The sequence below is a fragment of the Gordonia sp. NPDC003585 genome (assembly GCF_040610755.1).
Lineage (GTDB): Bacteria > Actinomycetota > Actinomycetes > Mycobacteriales > Mycobacteriaceae > Gordonia.
On record NZ_JBEXMX010000006.1, the window covers coordinates 32,194 to 56,511 of the forward strand.

At 67.1% G+C, this 24,318-nt stretch carries 22 protein-coding genes; 12 read left to right on the forward strand and 10 right to left on the reverse strand.

Annotation, left to right across the window (positions count from 1 at the left end):
* Positions 1 to 95: 95 nt before the first annotated feature.
* Positions 96 to 1,445: an enolase C-terminal domain-like protein gene (locus ABZW74_RS02650; RefSeq protein WP_355273607.1), complete on the reverse strand. Its 1,350-nt coding sequence runs from the start codon at positions 1,443 to 1,445 to the stop codon at positions 96 to 98.
* A 244-nt stretch (positions 1,446 to 1,689) separates the two neighbouring features.
* On the opposite strand from ABZW74_RS02650, the gene ABZW74_RS02655 reads away from it, so the two are divergent.
* Complete coding sequence (locus ABZW74_RS02655; RefSeq protein WP_240860941.1) at positions 1,690 to 2,364, forward strand: FadR/GntR family transcriptional regulator; 675 nt, start codon at positions 1,690 to 1,692, stop codon at positions 2,362 to 2,364.
* Positions 2,361 to 3,566 (forward strand): MFS transporter, encoded by a 1,206-nt coding sequence (locus ABZW74_RS02660; RefSeq protein ID WP_355273609.1) that lies wholly within the window; start codon positions 2,361 to 2,363, stop codon positions 3,564 to 3,566. The genes ABZW74_RS02655 and ABZW74_RS02660 overlap by 4 nt, the downstream gene beginning before the upstream one ends.
* A gap of 487 nt (positions 3,567 to 4,053) precedes the next feature.
* On the opposite strand, the gene msrA is transcribed toward ABZW74_RS02660, so the two are convergent.
* Complete coding sequence (gene msrA, locus ABZW74_RS02665) at positions 4,054 to 4,596, reverse strand: peptide-methionine (S)-S-oxide reductase MsrA (protein ID WP_355273611.1); 543 nt, start codon at positions 4,594 to 4,596, stop codon at positions 4,054 to 4,056.
* Positions 4,593 to 5,078 carry a peptide-methionine (R)-S-oxide reductase MsrB gene (gene msrB / locus ABZW74_RS02670; RefSeq protein WP_240860936.1) on the reverse strand — a complete coding sequence of 162 codons (486 nt, stop codon included), beginning with the start codon at positions 5,076 to 5,078 and terminating at the stop codon, positions 4,593 to 4,595. Before msrB ends, msrA begins: the two co-directional genes overlap by 4 nt.
* Before the next feature lie 121 nt (positions 5,079 to 5,199).
* Between msrB and ABZW74_RS02675 the strand changes: the two genes are divergently transcribed.
* The 3 genes from ABZW74_RS02675 to ABZW74_RS02685 all read left to right on the forward strand — a co-directional run bounded on the left by ABZW74_RS02675 (position 5,200) and on the right by ABZW74_RS02685 (position 7,095).
* Entirely contained in the window at positions 5,200 to 5,835 is a 636-nt protein-coding gene (locus ABZW74_RS02675; protein ID WP_240860934.1) for a DUF1345 domain-containing protein, read from the forward strand.
* A 66-nt stretch (positions 5,836 to 5,901) separates the two neighbouring features.
* Positions 5,902 to 6,402, forward strand: a complete 501-nt coding sequence (locus ABZW74_RS02680; protein ID WP_240860932.1) for a DUF2231 domain-containing protein — start codon at positions 5,902 to 5,904, stop codon at positions 6,400 to 6,402.
* Positions 6,403 to 6,405: 3 nt separating this feature from the next.
* A complete protein-coding gene (locus ABZW74_RS02685) occupies positions 6,406 to 7,095 on the forward strand; it encodes a response regulator transcription factor (RefSeq protein WP_240860930.1) in 690 nt (229 codons plus the stop codon).
* Here ABZW74_RS02685 and ABZW74_RS02690 read toward each other — a convergent pair.
* A complete protein-coding gene (locus ABZW74_RS02690) occupies positions 7,080 to 8,537 on the reverse strand; it encodes a HAMP domain-containing sensor histidine kinase (protein WP_355273617.1) in 1,458 nt (485 codons plus the stop codon). The genes ABZW74_RS02685 and ABZW74_RS02690 overlap by 16 nt on opposite strands.
* Before the next feature lie 103 nt (positions 8,538 to 8,640).
* Between ABZW74_RS02690 and ABZW74_RS02695 the strand changes: the two genes are divergently transcribed.
* A complete protein-coding gene (locus ABZW74_RS02695) occupies positions 8,641 to 9,351 on the forward strand; it encodes a phosphatase PAP2 family protein (RefSeq protein WP_240860926.1) in 711 nt (236 codons plus the stop codon).
* Here ABZW74_RS02695 and ABZW74_RS02700 read toward each other — a convergent pair.
* A complete protein-coding gene (locus tag ABZW74_RS02700) occupies positions 9,278 to 10,291 on the reverse strand; it encodes an iron-containing redox enzyme family protein (protein WP_355273620.1) in 1,014 nt (337 codons plus the stop codon). The genes ABZW74_RS02695 and ABZW74_RS02700 overlap by 74 nt on opposite strands.
* 80 nt (positions 10,292 to 10,371) lie before the next feature.
* Between ABZW74_RS02700 and ABZW74_RS02705 the strand changes: the two genes are divergently transcribed.
* Positions 10,372 to 10,608 (forward strand): CDGSH iron-sulfur domain-containing protein, encoded by a 237-nt coding sequence (locus tag ABZW74_RS02705; protein WP_240860922.1) that lies wholly within the window; start codon positions 10,372 to 10,374, stop codon positions 10,606 to 10,608.
* 26 nt (positions 10,609 to 10,634) lie between these two features.
* On the opposite strand, the gene ABZW74_RS02710 is transcribed toward ABZW74_RS02705, so the two are convergent.
* Both ABZW74_RS02710 and ABZW74_RS02715 read right to left on the reverse strand, forming a co-directional pair.
* Entirely contained in the window at positions 10,635 to 14,891 is a 4,257-nt protein-coding gene (locus ABZW74_RS02710; protein ID WP_355273623.1) for an amino acid adenylation domain-containing protein, read from the reverse strand.
* Between the two features lie 99 nt (positions 14,892 to 14,990).
* A complete protein-coding gene (locus tag ABZW74_RS02715; RefSeq protein WP_240860919.1) occupies positions 14,991 to 16,043 on the reverse strand; it encodes an alpha/beta hydrolase family protein in 1,053 nt (350 codons plus the stop codon).
* Between the two features lie 140 nt (positions 16,044 to 16,183).
* On the opposite strand from ABZW74_RS02715, the gene ABZW74_RS02720 reads away from it, so the two are divergent.
* On the forward strand, positions 16,184 to 17,359 hold the full coding sequence (locus tag ABZW74_RS02720; protein ID WP_355273626.1) for an MFS transporter: 1,176 nt from the start codon (positions 16,184 to 16,186) through the stop codon (positions 17,357 to 17,359).
* A gap of 8 nt (positions 17,360 to 17,367) precedes the next feature.
* On the opposite strand, the gene ABZW74_RS02725 is transcribed toward ABZW74_RS02720, so the two are convergent.
* Positions 17,368 to 18,201, reverse strand: a complete 834-nt coding sequence (locus tag ABZW74_RS02725) for an SDR family NAD(P)-dependent oxidoreductase (RefSeq protein WP_355273629.1) — start codon at positions 18,199 to 18,201, stop codon at positions 17,368 to 17,370.
* Between the two features lie 51 nt (positions 18,202 to 18,252).
* Positions 18,253 to 19,032 (reverse strand): alpha/beta hydrolase, encoded by a 780-nt coding sequence (locus ABZW74_RS02730; protein ID WP_355273631.1) that lies wholly within the window; start codon positions 19,030 to 19,032, stop codon positions 18,253 to 18,255.
* 159 nt (positions 19,033 to 19,191) lie between these two features.
* Here ABZW74_RS02730 and ABZW74_RS02735 point away from each other — a divergent pair, with 159 nt between their 5' ends.
* Positions 19,192 to 20,625: a fatty acid desaturase gene (locus ABZW74_RS02735; protein WP_355273634.1), complete on the forward strand. Its 1,434-nt coding sequence runs from the start codon at positions 19,192 to 19,194 to the stop codon at positions 20,623 to 20,625.
* Here ABZW74_RS02735 and ABZW74_RS02740 read toward each other — a convergent pair.
* Entirely contained in the window at positions 20,601 to 21,791 is a 1,191-nt protein-coding gene (locus ABZW74_RS02740) for a helix-turn-helix domain-containing protein (RefSeq protein ID WP_240860911.1), read from the reverse strand. The genes ABZW74_RS02735 and ABZW74_RS02740 overlap by 25 nt on opposite strands.
* A gap of 141 nt (positions 21,792 to 21,932) precedes the next feature.
* On the opposite strand from ABZW74_RS02740, the gene ABZW74_RS02745 reads away from it, so the two are divergent.
* The 3 genes from ABZW74_RS02745 (at position 21,933) to ABZW74_RS02755 (ending at position 24,317) form a co-directional block, all read left to right on the forward strand.
* On the forward strand, positions 21,933 to 22,127 hold the full coding sequence (locus ABZW74_RS02745; protein WP_240860909.1) for a ferredoxin: 195 nt from the start codon (positions 21,933 to 21,935) through the stop codon (positions 22,125 to 22,127).
* Positions 22,127 to 23,311, forward strand: a complete 1,185-nt coding sequence (locus ABZW74_RS02750) for an FAD-dependent oxidoreductase (RefSeq protein WP_240860906.1) — start codon at positions 22,127 to 22,129, stop codon at positions 23,309 to 23,311. The genes ABZW74_RS02745 and ABZW74_RS02750 overlap by 1 nt, the downstream gene beginning before the upstream one ends.
* A 91-nt stretch (positions 23,312 to 23,402) precedes the next feature.
* On the forward strand, positions 23,403 to 24,317 hold the full coding sequence (locus tag ABZW74_RS02755; protein WP_240860904.1) for a hypothetical protein: 915 nt from the start codon (positions 23,403 to 23,405) through the stop codon (positions 24,315 to 24,317).
* Position 24,318: the final 1 nt, after the last annotated feature.

Consider the following 24,318-nt stretch of genomic DNA (forward strand, 5'->3'; position numbering starts at 1 on the left):
TGTACCGCTGCGCCAGACCAAGCGCAATGCGCACTTGGCCGGCCTCCCAGGTACAGACTTCCGCAGGGTCAGCCGGGTCGGCCACCGAACTCGGATCAACTCCGGTAGAGCGCGGGCTTCTTGCTGTCGAAGGTCCACCCGGGGATGAGGAACTGCATGCCCACGGCGTCGTCACGCGCTCCGAGGCCTTCACGCTGGTACAGCTCGTGCGCTTCGTGCACTCGTTCCATGTCGAGTTCGACGCCGAGCCCGGGCTTGTCGGGCACTGCCAGGTAGCCGTCGACGATCTCGTATGGCTCGACCGTCAGACGCTGGCCGTCCTGCCAAATCCAGTGCGTGTCGATTGCGGTCACGTCGCCGGGTGCAGCCGCTGCAACGTGCGTGAACATGGCCAGCGAGACGTCGAAGTGGTTATTGGAATGCGAACCCCAGGTGAGTCCCCACGCGTCACACAGCTGGGCGACGCGCACCGAGCCGGCCATCGTCCAGAAGTGCGGATCGGCGAGCGGGATGTCGACGGCGTTGGCCCGGATGGCATGACCCATTTCGCGCCAGTCGGTGGCGATCATGTTGGTCGCCGTGGGCAGCCCGGTGGCCCGTTTGAACTCGGCCATCACCTCGCGGCCGGAGAACGCGCCCTCGGGTCCGACCGGGTCTTCGGCATAGGCCAGAACGTCTTTGAGCCCTCGGCCGATCTCGATCGCCTCGCTCAGCAACCAGCCGCCGTTGGGGTCGAGCGTGACGCGCGCCGACGGGAACCGTTCGGCGAGCGCGCGTACCGCGGCCGCCTCCTCCGCGGGCGCGAGCACGCCGCCCTTGAGCTTGAAATCCTGGAATCCGTAACGCTTCTGGGCTGCCTCCGCCAGCGCGACCACGCCTTCGGGTGTCAACGCCTCCTCGTGCCGGACGCGCATCCAGTCGTCGGCGTCGGTCGCCTCGTCGTCGGCGGACCGGTAGGCGAGGTCGGTCTTGGTGCGATCCGCGACGAAGAACAGATATCCCAGCGCTTGGACCCGATCCCGCTGTTGCCCGTCGCCCAGCAGCGCCGCCACCGGGACATCGAGGAACTGACCGAGCAGATCGAGAAGCGCGGATTCGACGGCCGTGACCGCGTGGACGGTGATGCGGAGGTCGAAGGTCTGCGCACCTCGACCGCCGGAATCGCGGCCCGCGAACGTCTTCCGAATGTCGCCGAGGATGGCGTGGTACGTGCCGACCGAACGGCCCACGATCAGCGAACGCGCATCTTCCAGCGTGGTGCGAATCGCCTCGCCGCCGGGCACCTCACCGACACCGGTCCGACCGTCGGAATCGGTCAGCACGACGAGATTTCGCGTGAAGAACGGCGCGTGCGCACCGCTCAGGTTGAGCAGCATGCTGTCGTGTCCGGCGACCGGGTACACGGCCATGTCGGCGATGCCGGGCGATGTGGAGGTGATGGTCATGAGCTTCCGGATCGTCGAAGGATGAATACGGTCTACCCGTCCGACGCTACGTCCTGGGACGATGCGCGTCTAACACCAATTCCGCATGGATTGATACGGATGCGGCATGCATGCGTCGATGACATGCACCGGGTGTGTGCCGTAGATCGGAGTCACTGGGTGGCACAGATCTACGGCACTAATCGCCTGCGCTTCACCGCCTTCAGACACCGGAGACGTAAACATGGGATGTTAGGCTCTTTCAATGTCCCTGATCACACCGCCACCGCGCACGAGTTCGCTGGTCTACGACCGCATGCGCGAGCTCATCCGGAGCGGCGCCTGGGCGGTCGGGTCGCGGATACCGCCGGAGGGCGATCTCGTCCGCGACTTCGGCGTCGGACGCAACACGATCCGTGAGGCGGTTCGAGCACTCGAACACGCCGGGCTGCTGGTTCCCCGACGCGGCGACGGCACCTATGTGCGCAGCCGCAACCCACTGACCGCAGCCATCGAGCAATGCGCGCCGACCGTCGAACTGTCCGACCTGCTCGCCACACGACGCGCCCTCGAATCGGAAGCAGCAGCCGCCGCGGCTGTTCGTGCCACCACCGACGAGGTCGACGCCATTCGTGCCCATCTCACCGGAGCGCAGCAGGCACTGGATGACGGCGACCTCGACCGCCACGTCGCCGCCGACCTGCGGTTCCACACCGCGATCGTGGCTGCGTCGGGTAATGCGCTGCTGATCGAGTTGTACGACGGCATCGGTGAAGCGATGCGACGCAGCCACCCTTCGCTGGCCGCAGCGACGTCGGCACACGACGACTATCCGGAAGGCCACGCCGCCGTTCTCGATGCGATCGCCGACGGTGACGCGAATGCCGCCCGCGCAGCGGTGTTCCGCTATGTCGACGACGCGTTGGCGGCGATCGAATGACCACCCAGATCACCGCCACGGACGATCGGCAGACACGCGGATTCCTCACCGTCATCACGGCTGTCGGCGTCATGCTGGTGGCGGCCAATCTCCGTCCCGCCGTGGTCACCGTCGCGCCGCTGATCGACGACATTGCTGCCGAACAGCACTTCAGCAGTGCCGCAGCGGGTTTGCTCACCACACTGCCCGTGCTGTTCTTCGGTCTGAGCGCCCCCGTCGCCCCGCGTTTGGCAGCCCGATTCGGTATCGAGCGCACCATCTTCGGCTCGCTGCTACTGCTCGTCGCAGCCATGCTCCTGCGTTTTGTCCCCGACACGACTGCACTGTTCGTCGGCTCCGCCCTCATCGGGGCGGCCATCGGTGTGTGCAACGTGGTGCTGCCCGCGCTGATCAAGCGTGACTTCGCGCACCGCTCCGGATTGATGACCGGCCTGTACTCGATGACGCTGTCGGGTGGAGCGGCGCTGGCTGCCGGACTGACCGTGCCGATCTACGACGGGTTCGACGGAAACTGGCGACTCACCATCACCTCGTGGGTTGTGCTGGCATTCATCGCGATTGCGGTGTGGGTACCTCAGATGAGCCGCATACATCTCGAGACGCCGGCGGGCACCGGTCGCGTATGGCGCGACAAGGTCGCCTGGATGGTCACGGTTTTCATGGGCGCGCAGTCGTTGATCTTCTACACGTTCACCGCGTGGCTGCCGACTTTCCTGATGGACCAAGGCTATTCACGCGCGGACGCCGGCGGGCTCCTCGCACTCGGGCAGGTGGTGGCGCTGACCTGTTCGCTCGTCGTCCCGATCATCGCCGGACGCTTCGCCGATCAGCGCGCACTGACCTTCGCCGTGCTCGTCACGTGCGGCGTGGGGATGGCGGGACTGCTCACCACCGACGCCTGGACCGCGCTCTGGATCATCCTGGTGATGTCGGGACCCGGGTCGTCGATCGGACTTGCGTTGCTGTTCATGGTGTTGCGCAGCAACAACGCAGCGCAGACCGGTCAGGTGTCGGGGATGGCGCAGTTCCTCGGCTACATCTTGGCGGCATTCGGCCCGATCGCCGTCGGCGGCCTGCACGACCTCACCGGATCGTGGACCGTCGCCTTTTCCGTTCTCGCCATAGCCCTTGCCGCACAGATCTTCTCGACGACGGTCGCGGCCCGGGACGTGAAGATGGCCCTACGCCCTTCCGCTCCCTGAACCGAGGTGCGAACCTGCGCGCCGCGTACGGAGGTCGTCGGCGATCCGTCGAGCCCGGAAGTGTTGATCGGTCGCGGCGCAGGGTCGCCGCGATGGATGTGCTGTCCCAGATGACACCGTGGGGCATCGATACGCAGATATCCGCATCTGGGGGCTCAGCGGTGTCATCTGGGACAACGGATCTGGTCTCGATCGCTCCTGCCGGCGGTCGGGCGCTTGCGGGTCGACCGGTGAGAACCTCAGGCGTCATCACCGGCCGCCGTTCTCTGGCCGACGTGCCAGTGCTGTCGAGCGACGCCGGCCCATCGGGCGCACAAAAAGTAGGGGAAGAAACTCTTCCCCTACCCTTGGTGTCCTCCCCGCAAATTATCTAGGGGACGACTCCGAACATCGGGGAAGAAACTTCCTCCCCTAGATTTAGTGGGACGGTCGCGGCCGGGTCCTAGCATTTCCGCAGGTCAGCGGGGCGGTCACCGAACTCTTCGAGTCAGCGAGCGGAGGGACTGCGCTTGGGCAACACCCAACCGGCCCTCGGGAAGTGGCACGTGTAGCCGTTCGGATACCGCACCAGGTAGTCCTGATGCTCCGGCTCGGCCTCCCAGAACGGCCCGACCGGCTCGATCGTCGTCACCGCCGGACCGGGCCACAGGCCCGACGCGTCGACGTCGGCGATGGTGTCACGCGCAACCTTCTCCTGCTCGTCGGTCAGCGGGAAGATCGCCGACCGATAGCTGGATCCGACGTCGTTCCCCTGCCGATCCCGCGTGCTCGGATCGTGGATCTGGAAGAAGAACGCGAGGATGTCGCGATACGACGTCTGCGTCGGGTCGAAGACGATCTCGACAGCCTCGGCGTGCCCCGGATGGTGGCGGTAGGTGGCGTGGTCGTTGCGTCCACCCGTGTACCCGACGCGGGTGTCGAGCACGCCGGGCTGACGTCGGATGAGGTCCTCGACGCCCCAGAAGCAGCCGCCCGCGAGGACGGCGGTCGCGGTGTCGGGGCGGCGGGTGATCTGTCCGGTGTCGGTCATGAGTTCTCCTCGGTGTCGGTGGTGTCGAAAAGCTGACGGAAGTCGCCGTATCCTTCGGCGTCGAGTTCGTCGACCGGGATGAAGCGAAGTGCCGCCGAGTTCATGCAGTAGCGCTGCCCGCCCGCGTCGCGTGGCCCGTCGTCGAAGACGTGCCCGAGGTGGCTGTCGGCGCCGGAAGAACGCACCTCGGTGCGACGCATCCAGAGCGTGCGATCGGACTTGGTGGTGACCGCGTCCGCGTCGATCGGTCGGGTGAAACTGGGCCATCCGGTTCCGCTGTCGTACTTGTCGGTGGACGAGAACAGGGGCTGTCCGGACACGACGTCGACGTAGATGCCGGCGTCATGGTTGTCCCAGTACTCATTGCGGAAGGCTGGTTCGGTGCCGTCCTGTTGCGTGACCCGGTACTGCGCACCGGTGAGACGCCCGACGGCGTCGGCGGTCTTGCGATACTCGGTTGACCTGCTGTTGTGGGAGCTCACGATTCCTCCTGTCAACGCCGCCGGCTGCGGCGTCATCACCATCAACGTCGGGGCTCCCCGATTTGGTCCCGGCCCACTACATCGGTCGATCGACACCGATTTCGGGGCGCACACTGTCCCCATGCCATGGATCCTGACCTCTCACCCGCGACTGCTCATCGCTCTCGTCGGCGGCACCCTCGCCGGCACCACCACCGGGTTTCTCGGAGCCGACGTCAAGTTCGGATTCCTGGTGGCGATCGCCACCACCGGAGCGGTGTTCGTCGTACTCGGGTGGAGTGTGCTCTGGCCGATGAGCGCAACACAAACCCGCCGAATGGCCCGGCGGGAAGACTTTCGCCCACTGGCCGACGAGATCATCATCGCCGTCGCGGCGGTGGCAGCGGTCGGCGGGATCGTCGCATTGTTGATGGAGGGCGGGACCCACGCACAGTGGCTGCCCGCAACGCTCGCTTTCGGGGGAGTCCTGATGGCATGGGCCAGCCTGCACCTCATGTATGCCGCCCGGTACGCCAACCGCTACTACGGACATGAGACCTCGGGCGGCATCGACTTCAATTCCGATGAGCCACCAGCGTTCCGCGACTTCTTCTACTTCAGCTACAACCTGGGCATGACCTACCAGGTCTCCGACACCAGCGTCTCCGACCCGACGATCCGGGCGATGGCGCTGCGGCACTGCCTCATCTCCTACGTCTTCGGCGCGGTCATCCTCGCCACCACCATCAACCTGGTCGCCGGCATCGTCAGCGGCTGAACCGATCTCGGTGTCGGCATGATCGTCTCAGCAGTGCTTCAGCTTGAAACCGATAGCGTCGCAGTCGTGGACACCATCAACGGCTTGCCGGTACATCCCCTGCTCGTGCACGTGGTCGTCGTCCTCGTCCCGCTGACCGCGCTGATGGCGATTGCCGTGGTGGTCTGGCCCGCGGCACGGCCTCGACTCGGAATCCTGGTGCCGCTCATGGCACTCGCGACCCTCATCGCCATACCCTTGACGACGTCCGCGGGCGAGGCGCTGGAGAAGAAGATCCCACACTCCGACGCCGTCGAACATCACGCCGAACTGGGCGAGACGATGATCTACTGGATGGGCCCGCTGTTCGCGCTGACCGTCATCTGGTGGGCGCTGCACAACGAGCGCATCGCGGCGGCGGCGGCGAGCAGGGCGCCCGTCCTGTCCGGGGATGGCGGTCGCTGGATCGGCATCGTCCTCGGCGTCGCCATCGTGGTGGTCGCCATCGGGTCGGTGGTGACGGTGATACTGATCGGCGAGAGCGGGGCACGCGCGGTGTGGGGCCCTCCCACGGATACCGCCCGCTGACTCATGCGCGTGTTGGTGATCGAAGACGATCCGCGTGCCGCCGAAACCCTGCGACGAACCCTCACCGCGGAGGGCTGGACCGTCGACAGCGCAGCCGACGGTGCCGAAGGCCTCGAAAGCGCCAGCATCAGAAGGTACGACGCGATCGTGTGCGACATCATGATGCCCGTTCTCAACGGCTACGAGACCGTGCGTGAGCTGCGCCGCCGAGAGGTGTGGACCCCGGTGCTCATGCTGACCGCCAAGGACGGCGAATACGACCAGGCCGACGCCTTCGATCTCGGTGCCGACGACTATCTGGTGAAGCCGTTCTCCTTCGTCGTGCTGTCCGCACGGTTGCGGGCCCTCGTTCGGCGCGGCGCTCCGCAACGCCCGACGATCCTACGGGCCGGCACCCTGTCCCTGGACCCGGCAAAACGAGAAGTCCGGCGCTCCGATGAACTGATCCGGCTGACCGCTCGCGAGTTCGCCGTTCTCGAGTGCCTGATGCGACACCGAGGCGCTGTGGTGAGCAAGGCAGAGATCCTCGAACAGGTGTGGGACGCGCATTATCGAGGCGACGACAACATCGTCGAGGTCTATGTGGGCTACCTGCGCAAACGGATCGACGCACCGTTCGGCTGCCAGACGATCGAGACCATCCGCGGCGCCGGTTACCGACTGATCGACGACACAACTCACGCGGATTCGTGATCGGCGGGTGGCTTCGGCAGCGACACCATCATCGTGGCGCCACCGCCGTCGGAGTCGGCCACGGTGACGGTGCCTCGGTGGGCCCGGACGATCTCATCCACGATCGACAACCCGAGTCCGGTGCCCCCTGCTCCCGTGCCTCCTTCTCCTGTTCCCCCCGCGGATCGAGAGCGAGTGGGATCAAGGCGGACAAAACGATCGAAGACATGGGACCGGTCCGCATCGGGAATGCCGGGACCGTCGTCGGTCACCGCGACCGTGGCCACCTGCGGGTCGGACGTCATCGTGAGGTCGACGCTGGTGCGCGCGTGCCGGGCCGCGTTGTCGCACAGATTGCGCAGCACACGCGCCAGCTGATTGCGATCACCGAGCAGCCGCGCGGGCACGATGGTCGCGGTGATCGTGAGATCCGTCGTGAGGTCGAGACGTGCGACCTCGTCGTTGACCAGGTCGTCCAGATCCACCTCCTCGATGTCCGGGGTGAGTCCGTGCTCGTCGGCCCGGGCGAGCAGCAACATGTCGTCCACGAGGTCGCGTAGGCGAAACGCCTCCGGTAGCAGCAACGTCGACACGGTGTTGGCGTCGATCGGCTCACCGGTCCGGCGGGACAGCTCGAGCAGGCCGAGGATCGTCACCAGGGGGCTGCGCAGTTCGTGCGACGAGTCACCGACGAAGCGCAGCTGCTGTTCGCGCGCGAAGGCGAGTGCGTCGAGCATCTCGTTCATCGTCGTCGCGAGGGTGGCGATCTCGTCCTCGGTGGAGGGCACGTGGACCCGGCGTGCCTGGCCCGAGCGGGAGATGTCGGCAACCTCCGCACGGATCGATTCCACCGGGCGAAGTGTGCGGCCGACCAACTGGTTGGTGGCGACCACGGCCGCGACCATGATGATCGGGAACACCACGCTGAGCACCGCGAACACCGTCCACACCGTCGCGTGGATCGGCCCCTCGGCGGCACCCGCCACGATGGTCAGAGTCCTACCGTCGGGCGTCGCGACCCCTTGAACGGTGACGCGATACTCGGTTGGGCTGCCCGGGAACGCCGCGTCGACCTCGGTGCGGCGCTCGCCCGCCGTCAGTGGCGCGACGAGAGCCTCCTCATGGCGGTCGCCCGAGCTCGCCGCGACGACGGCCCCGGTCGAGTCGATGACCTGCACTACGTCGATGCTCTCGGTGTGTGACATCAGGGCCGGTTCGATGCCGGCCGCAGCCGACACCGCCTCGGCAACCTCGGCGACCCGCGTGGACGTCGCCGCATCGGCCGAGGAGGTCAACGCGCGGTACAGGACCAGTAGCACCACCGCCCCGGCGATCGCCAGAGCAACAGTCAGCAGGCCCGCACCCACAATGGTCAGCCGCGTACGCACACTCGTGCCGTGCCAGCGCGGCGAACCGACACCCATCCGGCGCCGACGCGTATGCCGGCAGCGGGAATCGCCCATGCCACGAATGTACGGCGCCCGGCGTCGACGCCCATACGTGTTCTTCAGCGGGGATTCAGCTCGACACAGCCCTGCCACAGCCGCACCGGTCCACGCTGTCGCCATGAAGCACGTTCCGTATGCGACGGCGGCCGCCCTGCTGGCGGTGATCGCACTCTTCGGGCTTGCCCTGGGCACCGGCCACAACCCACTCGGGCAGATCGACGAATCTGCGTTGCGCACCATGGTCGCGCACCGCCACGCCGCGCTCGATTCCGTCGTGGTCACCACAACCGCCCTGTTCGGGCCCGTATGGATCGCTGCGATGACGTTCGCCACGGCGGGTGTCGCCTACGTCGTCGACCGTTCGGTGCAGCGCCCGCTGATCGTCCTGTGCACGGTTGGTGCCGCCGGCGCGGTGTGCGAACTGTTGAAACTCGCGGTCGCGCGTGCACGCCCCCCGGCCGTCCTGCAGATCTCGACCGTGGAGACCACCGGCTCCTATCCCTCGGGACATGTCGCGGGAACCGCGGCGCTGCTGCTGGTGATCGCCGTCCTCACCACCAGGTCGCGGCGCGCGCGTGCCCTGACCATCACGGCCGCCCTGGTGGTGACCGCGTTGGTCGCCGCCACTCGCCTGTACATGGCAGTCCACTGGCTCACCGACGTCGGTGCGGCCGTCGCGCTGGGAGCCGCAGCGGTCCTGGTGGTCCCACCTCTGGTCCGGGCCGGGGTCGCCGATACCACCGAGCGCGCCAGAGTCACACCGCCCAGGACCGAAGCAGATGCCGTCCGACATCGGCATCGAGCATCAGCGCCGCACGAAATCCGATGAGCAGGTCGACGGAGAGGTCCGGTTCTTCGACCAGGAGGGGAACCGCCATGTCGTGCATCGCGATCTGCTCGTGCACGGCGTCGGCCTCTACGTGCTCGTCGAAGAAGCGGGTCGCACCGTCGCCGTAGCCGAGTCGGCTCAGCCCCTGTGAGTACTTCTTGTTGGGTATCGACGAGGTGCACTCAAGCGCGAGGAGATGACCGACGACCGCCGCCCGCCATTGCCGACGGGAGGCGAAGAGTGTCAACGCGTTCGACCACGCCAAGGTGACCGCGGGCAGGTCCGCGGCATATGCCGCGTAGTCGGCGGACAGCCCGAGCGCCCGCAAGGTGCCGGCGAAGAGTGTCGAGTGCATCCGCTCGACGCGGCCCGCGCCGTACTCGTCGCTCTGGATCTCCACGAGCCCGGCTTTGGCGCGACCGGTCAACCGCGGAATCGCCGTCGTGTGCGGATCGGCCTCGCGCAGGTGATAGATCGAACGATGCCGAAGGAAGTCACGATACTGTTCGACGGTCCCGTCGACGGCGAGGTGACCGGCGAGCGAAGGCGCGTCGAGCGAGTCGAGTTCGGCTCGCACCCGGTCCGGCAACCCGGCTGCCGAGCACCCAGCGACCGGCCCCACGCGATCCCGAATTGCCTCGGCAAGCGCGTCACCCATCGATCGGCGCAGCGTCGCGACCGCAGGATGCTCGTTCCACCGGTCGTCAACCCCACAGACGCCGTGACCGTCGAGTTCGGCCAGGACAAACCAGGCGCGCTGCATGTCGAGGTCGTCGAGCAGGTCGACCCCCGCCGACCTCGGGACCACCCGCTCGACCGGCGGGCCCGGTGTCTGGTCACACGGGTCGCCGGACAACAGTTCCACCACAATCGAACTCAGCTCACCACAGGGTTCGGGCATCGGGCAGCGAGCCGAATGCGTTGCCGAGCGGCTCATCATCACGTCGATCCTCTCGCTCGCCCCGGCGCGTCGCGGACGGGGTGGTCGCGCCGGCGGCATCCGACGAGCACCATGGAGGAATGGACACGCCTGACGCTCACCCGCCACCGACAGGCCGACGCACCCCGGCGCACATCACCGTGACCCCCGGCGGTCCCCTGGTGGTGCGCGGCGACGTCGAGATCGTGGACATCAACGGGAACCCGATACCGCGCCACCGTTCGACCTTCGCCTTGTGCCGCTGCGGACGGTCGGCGATCCAACCCTTCTGCGACGGCAGCCATCGGTTGGGCCGGTCGCCCATCAACGGCGAGTGAACTCGGCCGTGTGTGTGTCGTCGCTGTCATGACGCCTCCAGACCGCCGAGCACTGCCCGCAGGAGGCTCTCGGCTCTATCGTCGCCGAACACTTCTCGGCATCCGGTCACCCGCACGCCGAGTTCCCCGGTGGGATGCGGCTCGCCCTGGATCTGAAGCATCCAGCGGGTGTACGACGGCCCGAACACATACGCCCTGCCCGCGGGCATGGTGGCCGCAATCGGCGGGGACCAGCCGACGAGAACCGGTACGGGAAAGAGGCTTTCGGCCACGGCGGGGTGGCCGATGAGATCGAGAACGGTTTCGGCCGGCAGGGTCGCGGCGGCACGATACTCACGCGCCATCTCCGCGGCCCGCCGGGGCGCGATGTCCGCGTCGAGCGGTAGCAGCGCGCTGAGCACGTAGTTGCCGACGACGCCCTCGTCGTCAGCGGGTCGAATCGAGTGCGGGGTTGCCGAGATCACCCGCCGGTCGCCGGTGGTGTCCGCGAGAGCCGTCGCGACGACCGTGCGGAAGGCCTCGAACGGGGTCATCCCCAGCCGCGCGGCGCGGGATTGGAAGCGACGGAACGTCTGCGCGGTGACCAGCGCCGAGCGGCGCACCGCACGGCCCGGTGCGACGGTCGTGGGCGAGATTCCGGCCAGGGTCCACGACGAGTCCGGCTCGCGACCCAGGTGATCGATCCAGAAGCGGTGGTCTCGAGCATCGTGGCGACTCTCGCCCGGTGATCGCGTGGGCGCCGGGGTCAGCGGTTGGCCGCGCGACAGCGCGGCCGCGTCGGATGCGAGGATCGCGAGCGAATGACCATCGACCGCAACGTGGTGTACGACAACGACGACCGCCCGGACCGTATCGTCGTCGGTGACAACAGCAACGCCGACCGGCGGCGACTTCCGCACGTCGAGGCGCGCCGCCAGCCGATCGGCGAGCGATCCCAGCGCGTTGCGGTCGGGAGCGATCGCGTGGACAGATATCACCGATTCCTCCGGCCTAGCCTGTCCCACAAGCTGGATCGCCCCTCCCGGTACGTCCGGATAGGTGGATCGCAAGGCGGGGTGCCGATCGAGGAGCGTGCCGACCATCGCGCGCACATCCCCGACCGACGGGGCGCTACCAGGTTCGGGAACCCACGCGAAGCGCATCAGTTGCGCTCCCGGATCGCCGGGCGTGCGCGAAACCGTCAGCTCCGCGGGCGCGAGCCTGCGTGCTGCGTCATCGTTGCCTGTCGCTGGGAGCGCCGGCGGGATGTCCAGGTTGTCGCTCATCGTCATCGAAGCCGCGATGTCGGCCGGCGACGTTGCGGCGAGCACGTCGCCAGGTCCGATCTCCGGATGCCCGGCCGCGGCGAACAGATGTGCCGCGCGCACGACCGCGAGCGAATCTCCACCGTTTTCCACGAAGCTCGCGTCCGGATCGATGGTCACGTTGCCCAGCACCTCGCCGAGCACTCGGAGCACCAGTGCCTCAGCGGGTCCCGTCGGCCCGCGCACCTGTCCCGGACCCGGCAGGGCATGGGATTTGAGCGCACGCACGTCCAGCTTGTCGTTGGCGGTGCGCGGCAGCTCGTCCAGAAACACGATCGCCGACGGGATCATGTACGTGGGCAGGCGGATCGCGAGCTGTCTGCGCAATTCGGCAGCGGATGCCACAGAACCCTCATCGAGCACAACAAAGGACACGAGTCCTGTTCGCCCACCGAAGGTCTCGCGCAGCAGTGTCGCCGACGTCCGGACTCCTGCAGCGTCGCCGAGTGCGGCATCGACCTCGCCGAGTTCGATGCGCAGTCCGCGGAGTTTGACCTGCTGATCGCGCCTGCCGAGGATACGCACCTCACCGTCGGGGGTCCACGTCGCGAGGTCACCGGTGCGATACATCCGCGCGTCGTCGGCGAAGGTGCAGTCGCCGAAGACCTCGGCGGTGAGGTCGGGTGCGTCGAGATAGCCGTCGGCGACTTGTGGCCCGGCACAGTACAAGATGCCGAGTGCGCCCGGCGGCTGGGCACGACCGTGCCGATCGAGGATGGCCTCGGTGACACCGATCATCGGTGGACCGACGGTCAGCGGGCGTCCGGGGCGGAGCGGCCCGGAGAAGTTGATGCTGCATCGTGTCTCGGTGGGGCCGTACGCGGTTCGCAATGGCACGCGGTTTCCCCAGTGGGCGACGAGTCGCGGACCGACCGGCTCGCCACCGAGCACCACCTGCCGCAACCGGTCCGCGAGGTCGATCGGGAGGGTGTCGAGCACCGACGGGGTCACGATGATGTGGGTCACGCGATGCGCCTCGATCACCTCGGCAAGCCGATCTCCGCTGTGCGCCGCCACCGGTGCGACGACGAGCGCCGCGCCGGTGGCGACGGCAGAGAGCAACTCGACGATCCCGGTGTCGAAGGTCGGCGACGACGCGTGCAGCATGCGGGCATCCGCGTCGAGGGCGTAGGACTCGCGGATCTCGGCGACGAGCGCCGGGATCCCCCGGTGCGGCATGTCGACACCTTTGGGGTGACCGGTCGAACCGGAGGTGAACAAGATGTACGCGCGGTCATCGGGGCCGCGGGACAACCCGGGTGGCCACCAATCATCTTGCTGCCCGGGCAGATCGGTTGGACGCCCCGCAGCGGTGGGCCCCGTCTCGACCCACCGCACGACCGGCGGCCCCGGCTTGCCCGGCGCGCAGAGCCCCACCTTGGCATTCGTGCGCTCGATGATCTCGACCGTCCGCCCTTCCGGCGAGAACTGGTCGCCGACCGGCACCCAGACGGCACCCGCACGCATCACCGACCAGAACGCGACGACCGATGCCGCCGACCGTTCGATGCAGACCGCGACGGGGTCGCCTGGAGTCACCCCGGCGTCGGTCAGCATGCGCGCGCCCCGATCGGCCCACCGGACCAACTCGGCGCGGGAAAGCGACAATTCTCCGTCGATGACTGCCTCGGCGTCCGGATCGGTGGCTCGGTAGTCATCCAGAAGTGCTGCGGTAGTGGAGAATCGGGGTGCCGGTGGACCGGATCGACATCGGAAGCGTTCTGTTTCGCCGGACAGGAACACCGCGCCGTCGGGAACGGGCTTCCCGTTGTCGAGTTCGTCGAGGGTGGCGTCGAGATACCGCTGGAATCGTGTGGCCCAACGCGTCAGCTCTTCCGTGTGGACACTGCTCGCGGGTGCCTCCCAGGTGATCGCCCCGCGGCCGTCGTCGTCGTCGGGGTGCAGCGTCACGGCCAGATCGGTGACCGGTCCGGTCCGAAGCACTTCGACATGCCAATGCACTCCGTCGACGGTCGGGAGCGACACGGTGGGCAGCAGGTTGACGACTGCTCCGAAATCGGTGAGATCGTCACGCGTGTTCAGCATCTCCTCCCGGCGGTACAGCTGGTGGCGCAGGGCACCGACGACCGCGGTCTCCAATTGCTCGAGGGCACCCGCCGCGGTGGCGTCGCCGATACCCTCGAGGGTCAACGGCACCACGTTGGACAGCGGCTGCACCGCGTCGCGCCGCAACCTGGACGTACGGGCCGCTACGGGTAACGCCAAACCCACATCGGGGGTGTCGAGCATGCGAGCACAGAATGTGGCGATCGCGCTCAACGCCTCTGTGGACGATGAGCGCCGAATTCCGCACAGCGGTCTCGTGATCCGGGTGATGTCCGAGGTCGGTTCGGGCGAGCCACCCGTCATCAGGGACGGCTCGTGACGGTCGAGCATCTCTTCCCAGTACACCGCGTCGGTCCGGTGCCGCGGCGAGTCGAGATACGCCTGCTCGGCCGACACGAGGTCGGCATCGCTCGTGACGACGAGATCCGCCGGCAGCGCACCCGCCCGGTAGACGTCCCCGATGTGCCGCATCACCCGCAGCGCACCGGCCCCGTCGGTCAGCACGTGGTGCACACGCACGATCCACCGGTGCCGGTCCGGTCCGAGTCTGTGCAATTCGCTGCGCCACAGCGGGGCGTCCAGATCGGATCCGGCGGGCGACGAGATGAAGGCAGCCGCGCGCCGGTCGCTGTCCAGGCGCGGATCGGGATTCGCGGACAGGTCGACGAGATCCACCGCGGCACAACCCGTCCGGCCCGGTCGGAACGGATCGAGGCACGAGGGATCGGCCGGGGAACACGCTGCCGGGATGTGGATGTCGCGCCAGCCGACGTGGTCGAGGACATCGCCGGCCGCGTCGATCAGGCGCGAAACATCAAGGGGCCCAGCCATGGTCACGCCAAACGCGATCACGTAAGCTACGTCGGGCCGCAACAGCTGGGCCAGCCACAGAGCCCGCCGTGCGAGAGTCATCGGCAGACGGTCCCAGCCACGGCCCACGGTACGTTCTGATCGCCCCACACCATGTCAGACGGTATCGGCCGCCAGTTGAATCCCCGCTGAAAAACCTGGTCAGCGCCCAAAAGCCCGAGCAAACATCGGCCACGACCGGTGCATCTGATCCTGCCAGTAGCCCCACGAGTGGGTTCCGGTGGCGGGCAGTCGCACGGTGGCGGGTATGTGCAGGGCCGACAGTCGTCGAGCCAAGTTGACGGTGCAGTAGCGCGCCGCCGCCTCGTCGAGCCCGCCGATGGTCACCTGTTCGGCGAGTCGACCGGCATTGCCGGCGATGGTGCGGTCACCGAGGTTGTCGTGCGCGCCGGGCAACCCGGTGGCGGCGCTGATCCACAGCGCAGGAGTGCGGCGGGCGAGCTTGTACGCGTTGATCACCGGGTCCTGTGCCACCCACTGGGGATCTCCCGGCGGGCCGTACAGATTGCTCGCGTCGGCACCACCGGGCACGAAGGCGACGGTGCGCAGGATCAGCTGCCCCTGCGGCGACGCGGTCTCCGCGCACCCCGAGTAGGCGCCCACCGCGCGGTAGAAGCCGGGGTGATTCTCGGCGAGCCGGATGACGGACTGACCCGACATCGAGATCCCGGCGATGCCACGGGGTCCCGAGTTGCCATGTGCCCGCGCGAAGGCAGCCGGGAGTTCGCCGGTCAGAAAGGTTTCCCAGCGCAGCGGACGCGACGTGCGCACACCGAAGCGGAAGTTCGCGGCCGGGTCGACATGCCGCCAGTTCGCGTAGTAGCTCGCCGCACCGCCCACCGGGGTGAGCGTCCAGACATTCTTACCGGCGTAGAACGCGTTGGCGTCGGTCGCATGCGTCCAGTCGTCGTTGTCCTCGCCACCCGTCGACCCGCTGAGCAGGTACATCACCGGAGTCGACGGGCCGGGCCGGGCCGGACGCCCGATCAGCACGGGCACCTGCGTCTGCATCGACGCCGACCACACGGACGCGAGAACGATGCGGCCTCCGATCGGTGTCTCACGGTAAGGGACACCCGCGGTGGCGTGGGCATATCGGATGCCGTGCAGGGTGTCTGCGCCGGCTTGTGCGCCACTGTCAGCGAGTACCGACCCGGCGACGACCACCAGCGCCGCACAGAGTGCGGTGATCAAACGATTTCCTGAGCGATGTCGAGAGTTCACGACGGCCTTCCGGTTCGGCACGCGCCCCATGTCCCCCGCCGGGCTCTGCCATAGTAAGCACACGAATCGTCCGCGGCGAAAGGCATTGTGGCCGCATGCCAGGAGGTGACATGACGACGTCCGGCGGATCGACGGGACACCGAACGCCGAGAGTCGCGGTGCTCGTACTGGCATTCACCCAGTTCGTCATCATCGTCGACGAGACCGTCGTGTCGCTGCTCGGCCCCGCCGTGGCCGACGAGCTCGGGCTCGGCGGCGAAGCCCGGCACGTCCTCGTGACACCCTTCGCCGCGGCGTTCGTCTGCACGCTCCCACTGGCCGGTGTGTTGCTGCGGTGGGCGGACCCTCGTATCGTCGTGGCACCCGCGACACTCGCGTTCGCAGTCACAGCGGGATCGGCCGCTCGCGCACAAACCCTCACCGATCTCGTCGCCTCCCGCGCAGCCCAGGGGGTGGCGGGTGCCGTCGTCACCACCGGCGTACTCGCGTCGCTCCACCTCGTGACACGCGGGTATCGGCGCAGAGTTCGCGCGTTCGCGGTCTTCTCGCTGATCTCCGGCTCGGGTTCTGTCACAGCGCTTCTCGTGGTCGCCCCGTTGGCGACCCACTCGTGGCGCTGGTGCTATTGGGCCATCGCCGCCGCCGCACTCGTCTGCGCGGGCGGGTGGGTGATGGCCGCGCGACGCACGGTTCGGAGCGAGCCCGAACAACATGTGGAACCTCATCGAGACCACGTCGATCCGCTGACCGCCTGGACGTTCTCCGCGACCGTCGGCGGCAATGCGGTGTTGGCGGCCACGGTGATCACGGCGAGTTTCGTACTGCAGCAGGATTTCGGTTGGACGCCGACCAGCGCGGGTCTCGGCTTCCTTCCGCTCAACGGCGCGGCAGCACTGGGTGCGGCCGTGGTCGGCGCCGTGAGCCCGGCTCGGGCAGTCGGCCGTCTACTGGCGGTGGGGACCGTACTCCTTGCCGCGGGCTGTGTCCTGTTCGCGGTCGTCACACTGACGCCTATTACGTTGCTGGCCATCACGATTCCGGTTGGTCTCGGCATCGGCGTAGTCTTCCCGCTCGCCAATCACGCAACGCTGGCGACGGCAACCGAACGATCCGTCGCCCGCGCCGCCGCGCTCGGGACGGCGCAGCAGGCGGGGCTCGCGGGCGGTGCACTCATTGCGGCCACCCGTTCGGCCGTCGTGTTCGCCGCCATGGGAGCCGTGCTGGTGGCCGCTCTGGCGCTGGCCGCTCTGTCGTCGACCGCGACTCCGCCACGCGACGGGCAGTGACGGTCTCCTCAGGCGACTCCCACCAACTCGGCAGAGCGCTGCCACAGACCATCGATCAGGGATTCGTTGCGGGCCTGCGGATTCTGCAGCCCGTTGGCCTTGTGCCGACTGAAGTACACCCCGTTGATCGTCGGGTCGGCGCCACGCTGTGCGAGTTCGATCAGCGGTGCCGCGCCCTGGTCGGGAGTGATCGTCACGAATCGCGTCAGCGGTGAACGATAGGCGAGGCCGATGAACTTCGAGTCGCGGCCGAAGCTGGTCGCTGCGGGGCCGGGATGTACTGCTGCCGAATAGATCTTGTCGTCGGACCACCGCTCGGCGATGCCACGGGTGAACAGGATGTTCATCAGCTTCGCCGTGCCGTAGGCACGCAACCCGAAGGCACGTCGCTTCTCGAAGTCGAGGTCGTCGAGGTCGATGCTGCCGGCGAGATTGCCGACACTGGAGGTGTTGAGCACCAACGACGACCCCGCAGCGGCCAGCCGCTCGCGGAGCAAGTTCGTCAGCAGAAACGGTGCCAGGTGGTCGATCTGGAAGTTGGGCTCGTGCCCGTCGGCGGTGCGGTCCTTGGGGTCGAACGTGCCGCCGGCGTTGTTCATCAGCACGTCGATCGAGTCGACGGCCGACGCGATGCTGTCGGCCAACTCACGCACCTGCGCAAGTTCGGAGAAGTCCGCGGTGAACGATCGCGCGCCGGTCTCCGATGCGATCGGCGCCAGCTTGTTCGCGGACCGACCGACGAGGATCAGGTCGGTTCCGGGTCCGGCGAGCTTGCGCGCCGCGACCGCCCCGATTCCGTCGCTCGCACCGGTGAGGACGATGGTTCTGGTGGTTTCGGGCACGCGGTCTCCTGGTCCGTTCGTCGTTGACTTCCCCTCCGCCACGCTACGCCGTCAACCCTGCGCAGTAGCCGGGTCGCCGAGAAAATCGAGGATTGCCGCATTGACCTGGGGTGCGGCCTCGATCGGGATGAGATGCGATCCGGGGATCACGCACAACCGCGCGTCGGGGATCGCCGCCGCGACCTCCCGGCCGTGATCGAGCGTGACCTCGTCCTTGTCGCCCTGCATCACCAGCGTCGGGCAGGCGATCGCCGAGAGCTCGCCGAGGTCGATCTCCGGCTCGGCGGTGATCATCGCCATGGTCTTGTCGAAAACGACCTCGAAATGGTCTGCGCCGTCGGGTGATTCATCGGCGTACTCGGCCTTGAAGAAGGCCAGCAGATCGGGATCGCCGGATTGCAGGGCATCCAGGATTCCCCCAGGCGCACGGCCCGCGCTGTTGTAGTACTGACCGACGAGCACCAGGCCGCGCACCAGGTCGGGACGCGCCAGGGCGACGAGCGCTCCCACCACGGCCCCATCGCTCCAACCAACGATCTGCGCCGGACCACCGACCACCTCGTCGAGATAGGCGATGGTCTCGGTGGCCATGTCGGCATAGTGGAACTCTTCGGTCACGTCGGGGCTGTGTCCGTGGCCGTGGCGCTCCGGACAGAACACCTGCCACCCCGCGTCGACCAGCGCGGGAACCTGCGCTCCCCACGACGACGCACCGGAGAACGCGCCGTGCAGCAAGACGACCGGCGGCCCTTCTCCGTGGACCTCATGCCAGACGCGCGTGTCGGGTTCGGGATGGGAAATGGTCGTGTACTCCGCGACGGTCGCACTCATCGGCCCAGCGTATGCGTCGCAGCCCCGCCAGTTCGAGGCGATTGTGAATATTCACAATCCACGATCGATTTTCGGTGCACGACCACGGTGTCGAGGGCTCCAGATGGGGTCATTCTGACAACACACTTCGATTCCAGCCCGATTCAGGAGGTACCCACCATGGCATTGGAGGCCACCGGCACCGTAGCCGATACTTCGACCGCGCGATGGCGCGACAGGAAGCGCTATCTCTGGCTCATCGGCCTGATCGTGCCGTCATTCGCGTTCATGGCCATCGGGGGATACGAACTGACCGGATGGAGCGTGTTCCTCTGGGTCGGCCCGATCATGGTGCTCGTCATCGTCCCGACCATCGACTTCCTCACCGGCTTCGATCCCACCAACCCACCCGATGACGTGATCGAGGAACTCGAGAACGACAAGTACTACCGCTACATCACCTTCGCGTTCCTGCCGATCCAGTACGCCGGCTTCATCGTGTCGATGTACCTCATCGCCACCCAGGGGTGGCCCGTCATCGACAAGGTCGGGCTGGCAATGACTCTCGGCTTCATCGGCGGTATCGGTATCAACACCGCGCACGAACTCGGCCACAAGAAGGAGAGCCACGAGCGCTGGTTGTCGAAGATCGCTCTGGCCCAGAGCTTCTACGGCCACTTCTACATCGAGCACAATCGTGGCCACCACGTCCGGGTGGCCACCCCGGAGGATCCGGCGTCGTCGCGGCTCGGCGAGAACCTGTACCGCTTCTGGCTCCGTACCGTCACCGGATCGCTGCGCAGCGCGTGGGAGATCGAGGCAAAGCGGTACCGACGCAAAGGAACCCATCCTTTTCACATCGGCAACGACGTGCTCAACGCGTGGTTGATGACCCTGGTGCTCTGGGGTGCGCTGATCGCCTGGCTGGGCGTCGGCATCCTTCCCTACATCCTCTTGCAGGCAGTGGCCGGCTTCTCGCTGCTGGAGATCGTGAACTACCTCGAGCACTACGGAATGCTCCGGCAGCGCACCGACAGTGGACGCTACGAGCGTGTGTTGCCGATGCACTCATGGAACTCGAACAACATCGCCACCAACGTGCTCCTCTACCACCTGCAACGCCACAGTGACCATCACGCCAACCCGACGCGCCGCTATCAGACGTTGCGCGATTACAAGGAGTCGCCAACGCTGCCGACCGGCTATGCGGGGATGATCGTGCTCGCACTGTTCCCGCCGCTCTGGCGACGGGTGATGGACAAGCGCGTCGCAGCGCACTTCGACGGCGACGTCCGGCTCGCGAATGTCGCACCGGGCAAGCTCGACCGTCTTCTCCGGCAATTCCCCACCCCGACAACCGAAACCGTGTTCGACATCGTCGACTCGACCCGCAACACGTTCGACGACGGCGTGCGCGCGGCCAGCTGCCCTGGCTGCGACTATGTGTACGACGTCGCGTCCGGCAACGAACTCGAAGGCTTCGCAGCCGGGACCGAGTGGCGCGACATCCCGGACGACTGGTGCTGCCCGGACTGCGGGGTTCGGGAAAAGGTCGACTTCGTCCCGATGACGTATGCGGACGAGGAGGCTCACCTGAGGAAGGCGTCGAAGTAGTCCAGCGCGAGAAGAAGATCGCCTGCTCGTTCGGTCAGTGGCCGTCCGAGCAGGCGTTCGGCTTGCTGAGTCCGGTAGCGCACGGTGTTCTTGTGCACTCCAAGATCTTTCGCCACGAGATCGGCGGTCTTGGACGACGTCAACACCTCCCTGATGGTCTCATGCAGGTGTTCGTTGCCGGATTCCGCGAGCTCGCCGAGGACTGATCGCGAGAATCGTTCGGCGGCAGGGTGATCGAGTGCCAACATGGTGAGCGCCGCAACATCGGAGTATCGGGTGACGCCCTCATCGCGGTGCGGCGCAAGTGCGACGCGCTGGGCCGTCCGGGCGTCACGGTGCGCCCAGATGAATCCGTCGTAGCCCAGAGCCGGACCCCCCACGGTGACCCGCATGACGCGCGGATCGATGAGTCCCTCGTCGAGCGGTGGTTGAGCGTCACCGCGGATCGTGAACCAGGCCCACAGCTCCCGCCCGCCCGGACGCACGACGACCGTGCGGGCGCCCCGCCGTCCGGCTGCCAGTGCGGTCACCGCCGGCTCGAGCCGCTCGATAGAGTCGGCGTCCACCGCATGGGCGATGACCGCCACGTGAGCGACACCGTTGACGGGGTGTCCCCCGAGTTCCGCGGAGAGTTCGGCGGGTCCCACGCTGCGGCCCGCCAGGACTTCGGCGACCAGTTCATATCGGCGGGCGTCGCCACGACGTCGAATCCGCTCCACCTCGTCGGAGAACACCGCCACCGACAACTCGACCGACGATCCGAACCACCTCGTCGCCTTGCTCCAGAACCACACCAGTAGGGCTTCGTGATCGAGTTCCGCCGGGGCACCGCGAACCACCTCGACGGCGAAATCCCACGCCGCCTCCTGTGCGGCCTGGTAGATCTTCAGCAACACCGGGAGTCCGAGGTGACCTCGCGCGACCCGCACCGCCAGGGTGTGCGCGGCCGGCACGAGATCATCGGTTCCGGCCGCGCTGACGGTGATTCCGCCGAGGAAGGCCAACCAGTGCTCCGCAATGGCCTGACGCACCACATCGTGCAGGTCTTCCGGAAGATCGACGCCGGCGAAGATGACGTCGGCGGTACGGGTGACCCACTCCTCGACCGCTGCGGGGTCACGCTGCGTCGCTTCGAACTCTTCAAGCCATCCACCCAGTTCCGACATGGTGGAAGCCTTGCACAACAGCTTGTGATTTTTCACAAGAACCAGCGGGCCGATTCGCGCGAAAGGCCAGTGAAACCCTCTCTCAGGCCAGTCAGAATGACAGTCACACACAGTTCACAGCCCAATTCGGAGGAGAGCACCATGAGCACCGTCCACGTCGATCGACCGGCCTGCGAGGGCATCGGTATGTGCGAAACGCAGGCCCACGAGTACTTCCAGATCGGCGACGACGGTCTCGTCGACCTGGTGACGCCGGAGGTCCCCGACGGCGATCGCGACTACGTCCGGGCCGCCGTCGACTCGTGCCCGATGTCGGCGCTGCGGATCGTCGACTGATGCGCCGACTGGCCATCGTCGGCGCTTCACTGGCCGGTGTTCGCGCAGCGGAGGGTGCACGCGCACACGGATGGACCGGCGAGATCGTCATGATCGGCGACGAGGTCCACGCACCATACGACCGTCCGCCGCTGTCCAAGGCCGTCCTGAACTCCGACGACCTGCCCGAGCCGCAGCGACTTCGCAGCACGCAGACCTGGGATGCCCTGGGCATCGATCTGCGGACCGGTTGTGCGGCAACCGGAATCGGCATCGGCGATAGAGTCCTCCGAACCGACCACGGAGACGTCGACTACGACGCGCTCGTCATCGCGACCGGATCGACTCCCCGAGTACTCCGCGATCCGACCTCCGGACTCGACGTCGGCACCTTGGACAATGCCCGTCACCTCCGCACCTACGACGACGCGATCCGAGTGCGCACCACACTGGACTCCGTTCGGCAGTTGGTGGTGTTCGGGGCGGGATTCATCGGCGCCGAGATCGCCTCGGCAGCGGTGTCCCGCGGTACGGACGTGACGATCGTGAATGCCTCGCACCGCCCACTCGCGCGGTGCACTGGTCCACTGGCGGCCGCTGCGCTCGTCGAATTGCACCGCAGTGCCGGTGTCCGCACGGTTCTCGGTACCGAGATCACGCAGATGGATATGCAGGACAACGTCATTCGTTCCGTCTCGCTGACCTCCGGTGAACGGTTGGAGACCGATGCCGTCATCGTCGCCGTCGGGTCCACCCCCACCACCGACTGGCTCGGTGGCGCCGAGATCGACCTGGACCCGGCCGGGCGGGGCGTGCGATGCGGCCGCGACATGTCCACGTCGGCATCGGGCGTCTTCGCGGCGGGCGACGTCGCGTCTCTGGCCGGCCACCCCGCCGGACACTGGACGACCGCCGTCGACACCGGTTACATCGCTGGGGCCAATGCCGCTGGGGCACAGGAGATCTACTCCGGTGTTCCGTTCGCATGGTCCACCTGGTACGGCCACCGCATCCAGATGGTCGGACGGACCGGTTCGACGGCCGAGGACTCGATCGAGGAGATCGCCGTCGACGACGGGTACTTCGAGTACCGGGACGGGTCCGAAGTTGTCGGTGCAGTCGGAATCGACAGTCCAGGCCAGATCGCGCGACTGCGTCGTCACCTCGCCACACAGGTGAGGACCAAGGTCCCGACTTTCGGATGACATCCAAACACGGTGCAATTCAACATCTTTGAGGATAATCGGGCATTCATCTGATCTGCGTCGTCCGGTCGCCTCGCGTAAAATGGACAACATGGCCAAATTGAGCACCGAGATTCCCGCACTACGGGCCACGCACTGGCGACAGCGTCTGGCTCCCCACCTCGTCGACGGCGAACGCATCGTCGCGCTGGCTTCGGCCCGTCGCCTGCGGCCCACGACCGAGGGTGTCGCGATCACCAACGCGCGTGTCCTGGGCTTCAACACCGCCGCCGAACCCGGCGAGGATGTGATCGCCGTGTCAGTGTGCGCCGATGAGATCGAAGGGTACGACCTCACCTCCGATCGGCTGGTGCCGACCCTGACGGTCCACACGCCGCACGGTCCCGAGGTGTTCGGCACGTTCGAGAAGACAGAGGCGAAGTTCCTCGCCTATTTCCTCGACACCCTCCGCGACAACGGCATCGATCCCGCGGCAGCCGCCGGAATCGACGGACTACGGCGCGCGGCAGAACTCGCCCGACAGGCCGAGTCGCAGCGCCTCGTCGACCGGCAGCATGTCGCCGTCTTCGGCGAGCCGGTCACCGATGCCCAATGGACCGCGATCGAAGCCCACGCACCGGGCGACGAGCATCCGTGGCTGCTGCTCAACTGTGGCCGGTCCGGCCAGTTGGCAGCGTACGACGACCGTGTCGTCGTACTGAAGAAGGACCGCAACATCTCGTCGTCGGACGTTCAGGTCGGCGAGTTCCCGCTCGGCGAGATCACCGGCATCGACTACCGGTGCGGCGCTCTCACCGGTCTGCTCCAGGTACATACCGCCGAGGATGCCGAGCCGGAGCACGATGGGTTCTGGCCGGCAGCGCGCTACGCACCAGACCACAACCCGTGGACCCGCACCGACACGCTGCCGCTGCCCAAGCCCTACTACCAGGGCGCAAAGGCACAGCTCGACGAACTGCGCGGGCTGATCCGGGACGCGCGCTCGCAGGAACCGTCCCGGTCCTGAC

What these genes read in the sequence shown, in the direction of transcription:
- ABZW74_RS02735 (WP_355273634.1), top strand. Translation starts at nt 19,192, where the DNA reads ATGGCATTGGAGGCCACCGGCACCGTAGCCGATACTTCGACCGCGCGA.
- ABZW74_RS02690 (WP_355273617.1), bottom strand. Translation starts at nt 8,537, where the DNA reads ATGGGCGATTCCCGCTGCCGGCATACGCGTCGGCGCCGGATGGGTGTC.
- ABZW74_RS02675 (WP_240860934.1), top strand. Translation starts at nt 5,200, where the DNA reads ATGCCATGGATCCTGACCTCTCACCCGCGACTGCTCATCGCTCTCGTC.
- ABZW74_RS02750 (WP_240860906.1), top strand. Translation starts at nt 22,127, where the DNA reads ATGCGCCGACTGGCCATCGTCGGCGCTTCACTGGCCGGTGTTCGCGCA.
- ABZW74_RS02755 (WP_240860904.1), top strand. Translation starts at nt 23,403, where the DNA reads ATGGCCAAATTGAGCACCGAGATTCCCGCACTACGGGCCACGCACTGG.
- ABZW74_RS02740 (WP_240860911.1), bottom strand. Translation starts at nt 21,791, where the DNA reads ATGTCGGAACTGGGTGGATGGCTTGAAGAGTTCGAAGCGACGCAGCGT.
- ABZW74_RS02720 (WP_355273626.1), top strand. Translation starts at nt 16,184, where the DNA reads ATGACGACGTCCGGCGGATCGACGGGACACCGAACGCCGAGAGTCGCG.
- ABZW74_RS02660 (WP_355273609.1), top strand. Translation starts at nt 2,361, where the DNA reads ATGACCACCCAGATCACCGCCACGGACGATCGGCAGACACGCGGATTC.
- ABZW74_RS02650 (WP_355273607.1), bottom strand. Translation starts at nt 1,445, where the DNA reads ATGACCATCACCTCCACATCGCCCGGCATCGCCGACATGGCCGTGTAC.
- ABZW74_RS02700 (WP_355273620.1), bottom strand. Translation starts at nt 10,291, where the DNA reads ATGATGAGCCGCTCGGCAACGCATTCGGCTCGCTGCCCGATGCCCGAA.
- ABZW74_RS02685 (WP_240860930.1), top strand. Translation starts at nt 6,406, where the DNA reads ATGCGCGTGTTGGTGATCGAAGACGATCCGCGTGCCGCCGAAACCCTG.
- ABZW74_RS02705 (WP_240860922.1), top strand. Translation starts at nt 10,372, where the DNA reads ATGGACACGCCTGACGCTCACCCGCCACCGACAGGCCGACGCACCCCG.
- ABZW74_RS02655 (WP_240860941.1), top strand. Translation starts at nt 1,690, where the DNA reads ATGTCCCTGATCACACCGCCACCGCGCACGAGTTCGCTGGTCTACGAC.
- ABZW74_RS02745 (WP_240860909.1), top strand. Translation starts at nt 21,933, where the DNA reads ATGAGCACCGTCCACGTCGATCGACCGGCCTGCGAGGGCATCGGTATG.
- msrA (WP_355273611.1), bottom strand. Translation starts at nt 4,596, where the DNA reads ATGACCGACACCGGACAGATCACCCGCCGCCCCGACACCGCGACCGCC.
- ABZW74_RS02695 (WP_240860926.1), top strand. Translation starts at nt 8,641, where the DNA reads ATGAAGCACGTTCCGTATGCGACGGCGGCCGCCCTGCTGGCGGTGATC.
- ABZW74_RS02710 (WP_355273623.1), bottom strand. Translation starts at nt 14,891, where the DNA reads ATGACTCTCGCACGGCGGGCTCTGTGGCTGGCCCAGCTGTTGCGGCCC.
- ABZW74_RS02730 (WP_355273631.1), bottom strand. Translation starts at nt 19,032, where the DNA reads ATGAGTGCGACCGTCGCGGAGTACACGACCATTTCCCATCCCGAACCC.